Raw genomic sequence first — 12297 nt, 5'->3', positions numbered from 1 at the left:
GATCACCGCCACCGCTCCCGCCGGGAGCACGGCCGGGGCCGTCGACGTCACCGTCACCACCCCGGGCGGCACCACCGCCGCCGCGAAGTACACCTACGAGGAGGGCTCGTACGTCTTCTCCAAGACGGCCGACCCCGCGTCGGGTTCGACGGTGAAGACGGGCGACAAGGTCACCTACACCGTGACCGTCGCTCAGAAGGGCACGGGCGAGGTCAAGGGCGCGACCGTGACCGACGACCTGTCGAAGGTGCTCGACGACGCCGCCTACAACGACGACGTCAAGGCCACCTCCGGCACCGCCGAGGTCAAGGACGGCAAGCTGACCTGGACCGGCGACCTGCCGCAGGGCGGCAGCGCGACCGTCACGTACTCCGTGACCGTCAACGGCAACGGCGACAAGCAGTTGGACAGCGCCGTCACCACGCCGGACACCAAGCGCGGCACCTGCGACACCGAGAAGGCCTGCGCCACCGGCCACACCGCGACGGTGGCGAGCACCCCGTCGCCCACGCCGACCTCGACGGCCACCTCGACGCCGACCCCCACGCCGACCCCCACGGCCACGCCGACCGATGCCGGCCAGACGCCCGGCACCCCCGCCCCCAGCGCGTCGACCACGGCTCCGGCGGCCCCGGGCCCCTCGGCCTCGCCCGCCCCGGTGGCCCCGGTGGCCCCGGTGGCCGCGCAGACGTCGGGCGGAGCGCTCGCGAGCACCGGTTCCACCGCGCTCACCACGACGGCGATCAGCGGCGCACTGCTGATCCTCGGCGGCCTCGCCGTCGCCGTCAGCCGCCGGCGCCGCCTCGGCTGACCGGACCGATCCGACGGGCGGGGGGGTCGTGGCATCCAGCCACGACCCCCGCCCGTTGTCAGGCCCCGGCGAGGCGGGCGAGGGCGGCGGCCGCTGCGGTGTCCTCCCCCGGGGAGAAGACGTGCAGGACGAGGCCCGTCTCGCCAGGAGCGGCCGGGACGTGCAGGGCCTCGAAGTCCAGGGTGAGGGTGCCGGTGAGCGGGTGGTGCAGGCGTTTGCGGCCCGCCGCGCACATCACCACCTCCCCGGAGTCCCAGATCCGGCGGAACTCCGCGCTCGCGGAGGAGAGTTCGGTGATCAGCGCGGTCAACTCGGCATCGTCCGGCCAGGTGCCCGCCGCCACCCGGAGCTGGCCGACCGCCTCGGCGGCGCGGTCCGCCCAGTCGGGGTGGACCGCGCGGGAAGCCTCGTCCCGGAAGAGGAAGCGGGCCTGGTTGCGGTCGCGGCGGGCCTCGTCCCCGACGCCGCCGAGGAGCTCGGCGCCCAGCGGGTTCCAGGCCACCGCGTCGAGGCGGTGGTCGGTGACGAACGCGGGCAGGCCCGTGCCCAGCGCGTCCAGCATCCGCCGCAGCACCGCGCTCACCCGGGGCGCGGGCACCGGGGGGCGGCGGCCACAGGCCAGGGTGTCCAGGTGGCGGCGCTCCGCCTGGTCCAGGCCCAGGGTGCGGGCCAGCGCCTCCAGCACCTCGCCCGAGGGCTGGGTGGAGCGGCCCTGCTCCAGGCGGACGTAGTAGTCGACGCTGATGCCCGCCAGCTGCGCCAGTTCCTCGCGGCGCAGTCCACGCACCCGCCGGCGACCGCCGCCCGCCAGGCCGACCCGCTCCGGGGCGACCCGGCCGCGGCGGGCGCGCAGGAACTCGCCCAGGGCGCGGCGGGGGTCGACGGAACGGGAGGCGGTGTCGTCGGCGGTGGCGGCGGTGTCCATGGGCTCCAGTATGGGTGGCCCCGGCAGTACCAGGACCGGGAGTCCGCCGGACGCACAGGGGCCTGGCTGCGGCGGGCCGGGCGGGCGAGGGTGGGCGGCATGAACAGCCACGCACCGCGGCAGCAGCCTGCCGCCGAGCGCCCCAGGCGCGTCCTGATCGTCACCGCCCACCCCGAGCCCCGCTCGCTCACCGCCGCGCTGGCCGGCTTCGCCGTCGAGCGGCTGCGCGCCGCCGGGCACGAGGTGCGGGTCTCCGACCTGTACGCGATGAAGTGGCAGGCCGCGCTCGGCGTCGACGACTTCCCCGAGCATCCGGCGGACGCACGTCTGGAGGTGCTCCCCGCCCAGGGCGAGGCCACCCGCGCCGGGCGGCTCGCGGCGGAACTCGCGGCCGAGCAGGAGAAGCTGCGCTGGGCGGACGCGGTGGTGTTCCAGTTCCCGCTGTGGTGGTTCTCGGTGCCGGCGATCCTCAAGGGGTGGATCGACCGGGTCCTCACCTTCGGCTTCGCGCACGGCCCGGACGTCCCGCCGCCGTACAGCGAGGGCGCGCTCGGCGGCAAGCGCGCGCTGCTGGCGGTGAGCGTCGGCGCGCGCGAGTCGGCGTTCGACGAACGGGGCGCGCACGGGCCGCTGGCGGAGGTGCTGTTCCCGCTGCAGCACGGCGTGCTCTGGTTCACCGGTATGGCGGCGCTGGAGCCGTTCGCCGCGTACGGGACGGTGGGCCTGGCGGAGGAGGGGTTCGCGGCCGTCGCGGAGGTGTACGGGCGGCGGCTGGACGGGCTGTTCACGGAGCGGCCGGTGCCGTTCCGGCGGCTGGACGGCGGCGACTACGGGCGGGACATGCGGCTGCGGGAGGGCGTCGGGCGGCCGGGCGCGAGCGGCCTGGCGCTGCACACGCGCTGACCGGATCGCCTCGGCGTCGTGAACGGCGCCTCCGGGGCGTTCGGAAGCGGGTTCAGAAGGAGGCCAGGCCGAGGGCTTCGCGCAGCGAGGCGGAGAAGACGCAGAGCAGCAGCCAGACGCCCAGGCCCGCGGTCACGGCGGCGAGGATCCGGCGAAGCGGCCTCGCCGCTCCTTGGGGCGGCGCAGCTGCCGCACGCCGAGCACGGCCACCAGTACGGCGAGGGCGCCCAGGGCGTAGGCGAGCACGGGGCTCAGGCGGTGGGCGAGTTCGGCGAGCACGAAGGCGGCGGCCAGGGAGCCCGGGGAAGGACGAGGGCCGGATCGGGGGCCGGGGGTCAGGGGGTCAGGGGTGGGGTGGGCGGTCGTCGAGGAGGGCTTGGCCGAGGGGGGTGAGGGCGTGGCGGACGCCGGGGCCGGTGCGTTCGGTGGTGAGCAGGCCGGCGGCGCGCAGGACGCCGGCGTGGTGGCTGGCGGTGGCGGCGGAGGTGCCGGTGCGGCGGGCGAGTTCGGCGGTGCCGGCCGGGTCGGCCGCCGCTCGCAGGATGCGGGCGCGGGTCGCGCCGAGCAGGGCGACCAGTGCGCCGGCCGGCTCCTCCGCGGCGGCGGCCCAGACGGTCCGGTAGGTGGCGAGGTCACGGGCCAGCGGGTAGTGCAGCACCATCGGGTGCTCCGGGCCGCGGTTGTCGGTCATGGCCAGCGGCTCCGGCCAGAAGAAGGTGGGCACGAGCAGGATGCCGCTCCCCCGCAGCCGGATGTCGGCGTCCAGCGGGCAGGGCACCGTCAACACCGGTGACGTCCAACGGATTTCGGGGTGCAGCGAGCCGAGCAGGCCGTCCAGCCCGGCGTCCACCGCGGCCAGCGCCCGCAGCGTGCGCTCGGTGTGGGCGGCGGCCAGCAGCTGCGACCAGTACGGGGCGACCGCGAAGGCGTGGTAGTCGCGCAGCCTGCGGTCCACCACGGCGCGCCACTCCCGGGAACCGCCGTGCAGCTCCCGCACCCAGCGGGGCGTCCTCGGCCGCAGGTACTCCAGGACCGTCAGGTCCGCCGCCCACCGCCGGCGCGACAGCGACCAGGTGTGGTCCAGGCTGTCCGGCAGGCTGTCGGTGGCGACGTGCAGGAACGCCTCCGGCGCCTCCGCCGCCCCGGCGGGCGTCGCCAGCTCGAACAGCGGCCCCAGGTGGGGGCGCAGGCGTTCGCGGGTCCGGCTGCGCCACCCCTCCAGCGCCACTCCTCCCACGTCGCGGGTCTGGACCAGCGACAGGCTCAGGACCGTCTCGGCGAGCGGATCGGGTGCCCGAGCGATCCGGACCCTGGTCAGGTCGTCGTGGGTGAAGTGGATACGCAGCAATCCGGTCCCTTCCGTCGGCCTCCCGGCGGGGTTCGGCGACGTCCCGGCCACGTCCCCCACCGATCCCTGCGGCCCCGGGCGGCCGTGGGCCCACCGTAGCCGCGACGGTCGGGCGCGCAGGGCGCGTTGCGCGGCTCTGACCGGTTCGTGGCGCCGCCCGGACATTGCCCCGTCCGAATTCGATGCGGCTCGAACGGTCTTGGGACGAAGGGTGGCGGTTTGCGGGACGGCCGGATGCCGTCAGACGTGCGCGCCCGGGGCGGCGGTGGAGCCGGCCTGGACGCCCAGGGTGCGTTCGGCCTTGGCGACGGCGGCGCGGTAGTAGAGCGAGGCGAGTCGGGCGTCACCGGAGTCGCGCTGGAAGAAGCCGAAGGCGAGGGCGACGCCGCCGAGGCGTTCGATGCCGAGGAAGCCGTTGAGCCGGACGCCGGCGAAGGTGCCGTCGAGGCGGACGGCCGGGGCCTCCTTGCGGTCGCCGAGGGTGAGCGGGGTGACGGTGAAGGTCACGGCCTCGCCGGTGCTGTCGGTGAAGGTGAGGCTCCGGCAGTCCGCGAACGCGGCGGTCGCGGCGGCGAAGTCGGCGTTCAGGCGCTCGGGTTCCCCGGCGGTGAGCGACTCGGTGACCATCGGGTTGCCGTCGGGGCCGTCGAACTCGACCTCCTGGTGGGGGGTCCGGGACGGGCTGTGGGCGCCGGTGCTGTTCAGCAGGGCGCGCAGCGCGTCGCAGCCGGTCACCGGGGAGGCGCCGGCGCCGGGTTCGGGCTCGGCCTCCGGCGCGGGCGAGGAACCGGGGTCGGGAGTGGATCCGGGGTCGGCGGGGACCTCGGTGAAGTCGGGGCCCAGCTCGGTGGCGGTCAGCAGGGCGGACCTGAGCTGGTCGTCGGTGGGCGGCCCGGTGGCGGCGCGGACGGTCGTCACGGGCGCGGCCGGTACCGATCCGGCGGCGAGCTGGGCGGTGCCGAGGGTCAGCACGGTGGTGACGGCCGCGGCGGTGAGGGCGAGGAGAGGCCTCGGGAGAGACATGCGGCCCCCGATCGATGAGGTCGGACAGGGACAGGCGTCCAGTGTCCCACCGGCCACCGGGCCCCGCCCGTCCGGCCGGCATCGCCGCAGGTCAGACCTTGTCCTCGGGGGCCGGCGGAAGGGTGGCGACGGTCTCCGCGAGCCACTGCACCCAGAAGGTCTCCAGGCCGATCCCGGCGCGCAGCACGGCGTGCTGGAGCGGATCGCCGTCGCGCCGCTCCCCCGCCGGGAAGTCGCGCCGCTCGATCTCCTCGTAGTGGGCCAACCGCTCCCGGTGCAGGGCGAGATGACGGCGCAGCTCGGTGTCCAGACCGGCCGTGCCGACCACGGCGGCGGCGCGCAGCCGCAGCAGCAGCGGGTCGCGGACCGGCCGGGGGTCGTCGGCGGCGGCCGTCCACCGCTCCAGTTCGGCGCGGCCGGCGGGCAGCACCTCGTACTCCTTCTTCTGCCCGCGCACCGGCCCGGCCTGCGGGAGGGCCCGGATCAGGCCGGAGGACTCCAGCCGGCCGAGTTCGCGGTAGATCTGCTGGTGGGTGGCGGACCAGAAGAAGCCGATCGACTTGTCGAACCGCCGGGTCAGCTCCAGACCGGAGGACGGCTTCTCCAGCAGGGCGGTGAGGATGGCGTGCGGCAGCGACATGGCACCGATCCTAGGGGTGCCGATCTTGGGGGTGCCGGTCCCGGGAGCCGCTGCCGCACGCGGGGGCGGGCTCAGAGCGCGGCGGCGAGTTCGGTGCCCTGCTTGATGGCGCGCTTGGCGTCGAGTTCCGCCGCCTCGTCGGCGCCGCCGATCAGGTGCGGGGTGACGCCCAGGGCGCGCAGTGCGGCGTCCAGGTCGCGGCGCGGCTCCTGGCCGGTGCAGAGCACCACGGTGTCGACGGGCAGCAGCTGCGGCTCGCCGTCCAGGGTGAGGTGCAGGCCGGCGTCGTCGATCCGCCGGTAGTCCGCGCCGGCGACCATGGTGACGCCGCGGTGCTTCAGCTCGGTGCGGTGGATCCAGCCGGTGGTCTTGCCGAGCCCGGCGCCGACCTTGCCGGTCCTGCGCTGCAGCAGGTGGACGCGGCGCGGCGACGCGGGGCGCTCGGGGCGGGCGAGGCCGCCGCGCTCGCGGTAGTCCGCGTCGATGCCCCAGTGGCGGCGGTGCACGGCCGCATCGAGGCTCGGCGCGTCGCCCGCGTCGGTGAGGTACTCGGCGACGTCGAAGCCGATGCCGCCCGCGCCGAGGATCGCCACCCGCTCGCCGACGGCGGCGCCGTCGCGGAGCACGTCGAGGTAGCCGAGCACGCTGGGGTGGTCGACTCCGGGCAGGTCGGCGGGGTCGGGGGTGCGCGGGGTGACGCCGGTGGCGAGCACCACCTCGTCGAAGCCCTCGGCGGCGAGCGGGCCCGCCTCCACCCGTGCGCCGAGCCGCAGGTCCACGCCGAGGGCGTCGAGCCGGTGGCGGTAGTAGCGCAGGGTCTCGGCGAACTCCTCCTTGCCGGGGATGCGGCGGGCGATGTCGAGCTGGCCGCCGATGGTGTCGGCCGCGTCGAACAGGGTGACCCGGTGGCCGCGCTCGGCGGCGGTGGCGGCGCAGGCGAGTCCGGCCGGTCCGGCGCCGACGACGCCGATCCGCCGGGCGAGCCGGGTGGGGGCGAGCACGAGTTCGGTCTCGTGGCAGGCGCGCGGGTTGACCAGGCAGGAGGTGATCCGGCCGCTGAAGGTGTGGTCGAGGCAGGCCTGGTTGCAGCCGATGCAGGTGTTGACGGCCTCCGGGCGGCCCTCGGCGGCCTTGGCGACGAAGTCGGGGTCGGCGAGCAGCGGGCGGGCGAGCGAGACCAGGTCGGCGTAGCCGTCGGCGAGCAGTCGCTCGGCCAGCTCGGGGGTGTTGATGCGGTTGGTGGCGACCAGCGGGACGGAGACCGAGCCCATCACCCGCTTGGTCACCCAGGCGTAGGCGCCGCGCGGCACCGAGGTGGCGATGGTGGGGATGCGGGCCTCGTGCCAGCCGACGCCGGTGTTGATGACGGTGGCGCCGGCCTGCTCGACGGCCTTGGCGAGGCGGATCACCTCGTCGAGGGTGGAGCCGCCGGGGACGAGGTCGAGCATGGAGAGCCGGTAGATCAGGATGAAGTCGGGGCCGACCCGCTCGCGGACCCGGCGGACGATCTCGACCGGGAAGCGCATCCGGTTCTCGTACGGGCCGCCCCACTCGTCCTCGCGGTGGTTGGTGGCGGCGGCGGTGAACTCGTTGATCAGATAGCCCTCGGAGCCCATGATCTCGACGCCGTCGTAGCCGGCGCGCCGGGCGAGCTCGGCGCAGCGGGCGAAGTCGTCCACGGTCCGCTCGACCTCGTCCGCGGTGAGGGCGCGCGGCGGGAACGGACTGATCGGCGCCTGGAGGGCGCTGGGGGCGACCAGGCCGGGGTGGTAGGCGTAGCGGCCGAAGTGCAGGATCTGCAGGGCGATCCGGCCGCCGGCGGCGTGCACGGCGTCGGTGACGATGCGGTGCTCGTCGGCCTCCTCCTCGGTGGTGAGCTTGGCGCCGCCGTCCCAGGGGCGGCCGGCCTCGTTGGGGGCGATGCCGCCGGTGACGATAAGGCCGACGCCGCCGCGGGCGCGTTCGGCGTAGAAGGCGGCCATCCGGTGGAAGCCGCCGGGCGTCTCCTCCAGGCCGACGTGCATGGAGCCCATGATCACCCGGTTGGGGAGGGTGGTGAAGCCGAGGTCGAGCGGCCGCAGCAGGTGGGGGTAGGGCGGCGGGGTGCTGGCGGTCGTCGTCATCGGGGCGTCTCCTGGGGCGGACGGGGGCGGCGGCCCCGGGGTGGTTACCACACGGTAGGGGACGCGGATCCGCCTATGCAACCAGTTGCATAAGTGACCCCGGGAACACCGACGGGCCCCGCCCCGGGGCTTCCACTGACGGATCATCAGTTCACGCCGTATCGTCGGAGGGGCGACGGACGGGGTCGGCGGGACTCCGGCGAGGAGGGGGGACGGCCGTGCGGGGTGGATCGGTGGCGGTGGTCGGCGGCAGCATCGCGGGATGCGCGCTCGCGCGGGCGGCGGCCCGCGGCGGCGCCGAGCGGGTCACCGTCCTGGAGCGCAGCCCGGGACACCTGGAGGACCGCGGGGTGGGCCTGTGCATCCTGCTGGACCGCTACGAGGAACTCGTCCGGGCCGGCCACATCGACGACGGCATCCGCCACCACCCCGTCACCGCCCGGCACTGGGTGGCCAGGGACGCCGAGGGCTCGCCGCGCGGGCGGGCGCTGTGGGTGCAGCCGATGGCCATGCACTCCTACCACTGGGGAGTGCTCTGGCAGGGCCTGCGCGAACGCACCCCGGAGAGCGTCGAGTTCCGCCCCGGCGCGGCCGTCACGGCGGTCGGCGGTTCCGACGGCGCCGGCCCCGCCTGGGTGGAGACGGCGGCCGGCGGGCGCGAGGAGCACGACCTGGTGGTCGGCGCCGACGGCCACCGCTCGGTGGTGCGCACCGCCGTCTGCCCCGAGGCCCGCTCGGAGTACGCCGGGTACGTCGCCTGGCGCGGCAGCTTCGACGCCCGGCTGCTCGACACCCTCCCGGGCGGCGCGGCCCGCTGGCCGGAGCAGGAGGTGATCACCGTCTGCTACCCCGGCGGCCAGGTCGTCCTCTACCGCATCCCGGGGCTGGACCCCGGCTCCACCCTGGTGAACTGGGTCTTCTACGCCCCCGCGCCCGCCTGGCTGCGGCGCGCCGCCGAGGACTCCGACCCGCTCGGCTTCCCGGTCGGTGCGCTCGACACCGCCCGCCACGACGAACTGGCCGGACTCGCCGAGCGCGTCCTTCCGCCGTACTGGGCGGGCGTCGTCAACCTGACCCCGGTCGCGCGGATCCTGCTCCAGCCGATCCACGACCTGGAGACCCCGCGGCGCACCGCCGGCCGGCTGCTGCTCGCCGGCGACGCCGCGACGCTGGTGCGCCCGCACACCACCAGCGGCGCGGCCAAGGCGCTCCAGGACGCCTGCGCCTTCGAGGACGCCTGGCGGGCGGCCGACGACTGGGCCGAGCTGCTGCCCGGCTACGACCGCGAACGCGGCGCGGCCGGGCGGGCGTTGGTGGAGCTCAGCCGCCGGCTCGGGCGGGCGCAGGTCAGCGAGGCGCCGGACTGGTCGGCGATCGACGAGCCGGGCATGGTCGCCTGGTGGCGCCGACAGCTGGGCGCCACCGGCGGGTTCGGCGGCCTGGCGCTGGGACGGTAGGCCACGACGCACGGCAGGCCACAACGCCGCGAACCACCGTTCGGCCACCGGGCGTTGACCCGCTCAGTCGACAGCCCGGTGGCCCGTCGTCCCTCCGTCGGGTCAGACGTTCACGCCGTAGTCGGTGGCGATGCCGCGCAGGCCGGAGGCGTACCCCTGGCCGATCGCGCGGAACTTCCACTCGGCGCCGTTGCGGTAGAGCTCGCCGAAGACCATCGCGGTCTCGGTGGAGGCGTCCTCGGTGAGGTCGTAGCGGGCGATCTCCTGCCCGTTGGCCTGGTTGACGATCCGGATGAACGCGTTGCGCACCTGGCCGAAGTTCTGGAACCGGGCGTCCGCGTCGTAGATCGACACCGGGAAGACCACCTTGGCCACCTGCGCCGGGACGGCGTCCAGGTCGACCTTGATCTGCTCGTCGTCGCCGTCGCCGCCACCGGTCAGGTTGTCGCCGCTGTGCTCGACCGAACCCTCGGGGCTGCGCAGGTTGTTGAAGAAGACGAAGTGCTGGTCCGAGACCACCTTGCCGTGCGCGTTGCAGAGCAGCGCGCTGGCGTCCAGGTCGTAGTCGGCGCCGGTGGTGGTGCGCACGTCCCATCCGAGCCCGACGATGACCGCCGTCAGCCCCGGCGCCTCCTTGGTCAGCGAGACGTTGCCGCCCTTGGCCAGCGAAACTCCCACGATTGCCCTCCTCGGTCGCTCTCCCTGCCAACGAATCTACAGCACTGTAGAGATCACGAGCATCCGTCACCCGACAACTGCCGGGACACGTGTTCCGGCAGCAGGCACGCCCGCCGCGCCAGCAGTTCGACGAACGCCGCCGTCAACGCGTCCGGCCTGGTCCGGGTGTACGCCACCAGCGGCCGCCGCACCGGCGGTTCGGGCCGGCGGACCAGCCCGTCGAAACCGGCCGGCACGATGTTCGCCGGCACCAGCGCGGGCCCCAGCCCGGCTGCCGCGAGCAGCGGCGCCGCCGCCGTCTGCTCGGTGCGCACCGCCGCGCGGGGGCGGAAGCCGGCCTCCGCGCAGGCCGCGTCCAGCAGGTCCGCCAGACCGTTGCCGGGGGCGTAGTGCACCCAGTCGCGCCCGGCCAGCCCGGCCAGCGGGACGCGGCCGCCGCCCGCCTCGTCGCCCTCCGGAAGGACCAGCACGAACTCCTCCACCCCCAGCTCGCGGATCGGCCCCTCCCAGTCCGCCGGCGGCGTCCCCACCGCCACGTCCGCCTGCCCGGCCGCCATCGCCGCCCGCAGCTCCTCGGTGTGCGCGAACTCCCGCAGCCGGATCCGCACCTCCGGGTGCGCGGCCCGCCAGGCCCGCAGCACCGGCGGCAGGATGCCCAGGCTCACCGAGTACACCGTCGCCAACTCCAGCTCCCCGCCCGCCAGTCCGGCCGCCTGCCGGGCCGCCGCCCGCAGCCGCTCGGCGTCCGCCAGCGCCGCCCGCGCATGCGGCAGCACCGCCCGCCCCATCGGCGTCAGCCGCACGGCCCGCGGCAACCGCTCCAGCAGCCGCCCGCCCACCGCCTTCTCCAGCGCCCGCACCTGGTGCGACAGCGCCGGCTGGGTGACGTGCAGAAGCTCGGCGGCACGGGTGAAGGAGCCGGTGTCGACGACGGTCACCAGGTACTCGAACTGCCGGAGGGTAGCCATGCACACAGTTTATGGCTGACGCAAAGAACAAGCCTTGGACGCATCACCCCAGGTCCGCGCAGCCTTGTCGGCATGACCGCCAACACCTTCCCGGTACCCCTCCCGCTCTCCCTCCCGCTCCCGCTCGCCTCGCGCCGCGTCGTCGTGGTCGGCGCCGGCTCCCACACCGGCCGCGCCCTCGCCCACGCCGCCTCCGCCGCCGGAGCCGAGCTGGTCCTCGCCGGCCCCGATCCGCGCAAGCTGGAGTGGACGGCCGGCGAACTGTCCGGCCCCGCGAAGGTCGTGCCCGTCGACCTCACCGACGAGGCGTCCATCGCCGCCCTCGCCACCGCCACCGGCCGCTTCGACCACCTGGTCTCCACCGCCGCGATCCCCGCCAACGGCCCGCTCGCCGAGCTCGAACTCGCCGACATCCACCGCGCGTTCGCCGCCAAGGTCTACGGCCCGCTGCTGCTCGCCAAGCACCTCGCCCCGAACGCCGCCACCGACACCCCCGACGGTGCCTCCTTCACCTTCTTCTCCGGCGTCGCCGCCTGGCGCCCCGCCCCCGCCCGCACCGTGATGGCCACCACCAACGGCGCCCTCGCCTTCCTCGTCCAGGCGCTCGCCGTCGAGATCGCCCCCGTCCGCGTCAACGCCGTCTCCCCCGGCATCGTCGACACCGGCGCCTGGGACCGGCTGGGCGCCGACAAGGCCGCCTTCCTCCACTCCACCGCCGCCCGCAACCCCGCCGGCCGCACCGGCACCACCGAGGACCTCACCCGCGCCGTGCACTTCGCCATGACCAGCCCCTTCGTCACCGGCACCGTCCTGCACGTCGACGGCGGCGGACGTCTCGTCTGAGCCGCTCGACGAGCCGGAAGCAGCCGGAAGACAGGCAGGGCCCGCCGGATCGGCGGGCCCTGCCTGGTGGGACGGATTCTTCGGGAGGGCTTCGAGCCGTCCGAGGGCGTATGCGGAACCGACCCGGTTCAGCAGGACGGCCCGTACCCGCGCGGGATTCCGCGCGGGTACGGGCCGCTTCGCCCGGCTCCTAGCCGTGGGCGGGTCCCACTGAACTCGCCCGCCCCTGCCGGTCGCTAGTCACCGATGAACGCGACCACCGTGCCAGGTCGCCCGATGCAGCTCCGCAGGATCTCCTCCAACGCATCGAGCGGCGGGACGGATCCCAAGGGTTGCAAGGCCTTCAGCTTTCCGACTTCACTCAATGCCTCCCGTGCCCCTGCGCCGTCGAGGCAGGTGTCCCCGTACGGGTCCACCGCACCCAGCACCGGGTAGGCCGCGGGATCGAGGGCGGAGATCAGATCGGAGAGCACATGGTCCGTGTCACCGAACTCGGCGAGCAACGTGCTGCGTGACAGTTCCCAGTCCCACTGTTCGTGCGCCTTGGAATGCCACTCAACATCCACGCCCACGGTGGA

General features: G+C 75.1%; 13 protein-coding genes. 4 read left to right on the top strand and 9 right to left on the bottom strand.

What is annotated here, in order from left to right; genetic code table 11:
• The coding region (locus ACFU9E_RS21695; protein ID WP_380715250.1) for an LPXTG cell wall anchor domain-containing protein at window positions 1-811 on the top strand (811 nt) is incomplete at its 5' end.
• Window positions 812-869: 58 nt separating this feature from the next.
• Here the strand turns inward: ACFU9E_RS21695 and ACFU9E_RS21690 are convergent.
• A complete protein-coding gene (locus ACFU9E_RS21690; protein ID WP_380685088.1) occupies window positions 870-1736 on the bottom strand; it encodes a helix-turn-helix transcriptional regulator in 867 nt (288 codons plus the stop codon).
• Between the two features lie 99 nt (window positions 1737-1835).
• On the opposite strand from ACFU9E_RS21690, the gene ACFU9E_RS21685 reads away from it, so the two are divergent.
• On the top strand, window positions 1836-2639 hold the full coding sequence (locus ACFU9E_RS21685; RefSeq protein WP_380685087.1) for an NAD(P)H-dependent oxidoreductase: 804 nt from the start codon (window positions 1836-1838) through the stop codon (window positions 2637-2639).
• Between the two features lie 132 nt (window positions 2640-2771).
• Here the strand turns inward: ACFU9E_RS21685 and ACFU9E_RS21680 are convergent, their stop codons facing one another.
• From ACFU9E_RS21680 to ACFU9E_RS21660, 5 genes are all read right to left on the bottom strand, one after another.
• The gene (locus tag ACFU9E_RS21680) at window positions 2772-2918 is read right to left on the bottom strand and encodes a hypothetical protein (RefSeq protein ID WP_380685086.1); all 147 of its coding nucleotides are present in this window, start codon (window positions 2916-2918) and stop codon (window positions 2772-2774) included.
• A 64-nt stretch (window positions 2919-2982) separates the two neighbouring features.
• Window positions 2983-3987: a winged helix-turn-helix domain-containing protein gene (locus ACFU9E_RS21675; RefSeq protein WP_380685085.1), complete on the bottom strand. Its 1005-nt coding sequence runs from the start codon at window positions 3985-3987 to the stop codon at window positions 2983-2985.
• Window positions 3988-4227: 240 nt separating this feature from the next.
• Window positions 4228-5010 (bottom strand): hypothetical protein, encoded by a 783-nt coding sequence (locus ACFU9E_RS21670; protein WP_380685084.1) that lies wholly within the window; start codon window positions 5008-5010, stop codon window positions 4228-4230.
• Window positions 5011-5101: 91 nt separating this feature from the next.
• Window positions 5102-5650, bottom strand: a complete 549-nt coding sequence (locus tag ACFU9E_RS21665; protein ID WP_380685083.1) for a PadR family transcriptional regulator — start codon at window positions 5648-5650, stop codon at window positions 5102-5104.
• Window positions 5651-5721: 71 nt separating this feature from the next.
• The gene (locus ACFU9E_RS21660) at window positions 5722-7773 is read right to left on the bottom strand and encodes an FAD-dependent oxidoreductase (RefSeq protein WP_380685081.1); all 2052 of its coding nucleotides are present in this window, start codon (window positions 7771-7773) and stop codon (window positions 5722-5724) included.
• Window positions 7774-7991: 218 nt separating this feature from the next.
• Here ACFU9E_RS21660 and ACFU9E_RS21655 point away from each other — a divergent pair, with 218 nt between their 5' ends.
• Window positions 7992-9230 carry a monooxygenase gene (locus tag ACFU9E_RS21655; protein WP_380685080.1) on the top strand — a complete coding sequence of 413 codons (1239 nt, stop codon included), beginning with the start codon at window positions 7992-7994 and terminating at the stop codon, window positions 9228-9230.
• Window positions 9231-9332: 102 nt separating this feature from the next.
• Here the strand turns inward: ACFU9E_RS21655 and ACFU9E_RS21650 are convergent, their stop codons facing one another.
• Window positions 9333-9908 carry a TerD family protein gene (locus ACFU9E_RS21650; RefSeq protein WP_355366530.1) on the bottom strand — a complete coding sequence of 192 codons (576 nt, stop codon included), beginning with the start codon at window positions 9906-9908 and terminating at the stop codon, window positions 9333-9335.
• 53 nt (window positions 9909-9961) lie between these two features.
• Window positions 9962-10876: a LysR substrate-binding domain-containing protein gene (locus tag ACFU9E_RS21645; protein ID WP_380685079.1), complete on the bottom strand. Its 915-nt coding sequence runs from the start codon at window positions 10874-10876 to the stop codon at window positions 9962-9964.
• Window positions 10877-10948: 72 nt separating this feature from the next.
• Here ACFU9E_RS21645 and ACFU9E_RS21640 point away from each other — a divergent pair, with 72 nt between their 5' ends.
• Window positions 10949-11719 carry an SDR family oxidoreductase gene (locus tag ACFU9E_RS21640; protein ID WP_380685078.1) on the top strand — a complete coding sequence of 257 codons (771 nt, stop codon included), beginning with the start codon at window positions 10949-10951 and terminating at the stop codon, window positions 11717-11719.
• A gap of 236 nt (window positions 11720-11955) precedes the next feature.
• Here ACFU9E_RS21640 and ACFU9E_RS21635 read toward each other — a convergent pair whose 3' ends face one another.
• Window positions 11956-12291, bottom strand: coding sequence for a hypothetical protein (locus ACFU9E_RS21635; protein WP_380686535.1), 336 nt, complete (start codon window positions 12289-12291; stop codon window positions 11956-11958).
• Window positions 12292-12297 lie beyond the last annotated feature (6 nt).

This window comes from Kitasatospora sp. NPDC057595 (genome assembly GCF_042800875.1).
Taxonomy (GTDB): Bacteria; Actinomycetota; Actinomycetes; order Streptomycetales; family Streptomycetaceae; genus Kitasatospora.
Note: the sequence above shows the minus strand (reverse complement) of the source record. Positions and strands in the feature narration are given on the sequence as shown.

What these genes read in the sequence shown, in the direction of transcription:
- ACFU9E_RS21660 (WP_380685081.1), bottom strand. Translation starts at nt 7,773, where the DNA reads ATGACGACGACCGCCAGCACCCCGCCGCCCTACCCCCACCTGCTGCGG.
- ACFU9E_RS21690 (WP_380685088.1), bottom strand. Translation starts at nt 1,736, where the DNA reads ATGGACACCGCCGCCACCGCCGACGACACCGCCTCCCGTTCCGTCGAC.
- ACFU9E_RS21640 (WP_380685078.1), top strand. Translation starts at nt 10,949, where the DNA reads ATGACCGCCAACACCTTCCCGGTACCCCTCCCGCTCTCCCTCCCGCTC.
- ACFU9E_RS21645 (WP_380685079.1), bottom strand. Translation starts at nt 10,876, where the DNA reads ATGGCTACCCTCCGGCAGTTCGAGTACCTGGTGACCGTCGTCGACACC.
- ACFU9E_RS21685 (WP_380685087.1), top strand. Translation starts at nt 1,836, where the DNA reads ATGAACAGCCACGCACCGCGGCAGCAGCCTGCCGCCGAGCGCCCCAGG.
- ACFU9E_RS21670 (WP_380685084.1), bottom strand. Translation starts at nt 5,010, where the DNA reads ATGTCTCTCCCGAGGCCTCTCCTCGCCCTCACCGCCGCGGCCGTCACC.
- ACFU9E_RS21665 (WP_380685083.1), bottom strand. Translation starts at nt 5,650, where the DNA reads ATGTCGCTGCCGCACGCCATCCTCACCGCCCTGCTGGAGAAGCCGTCC.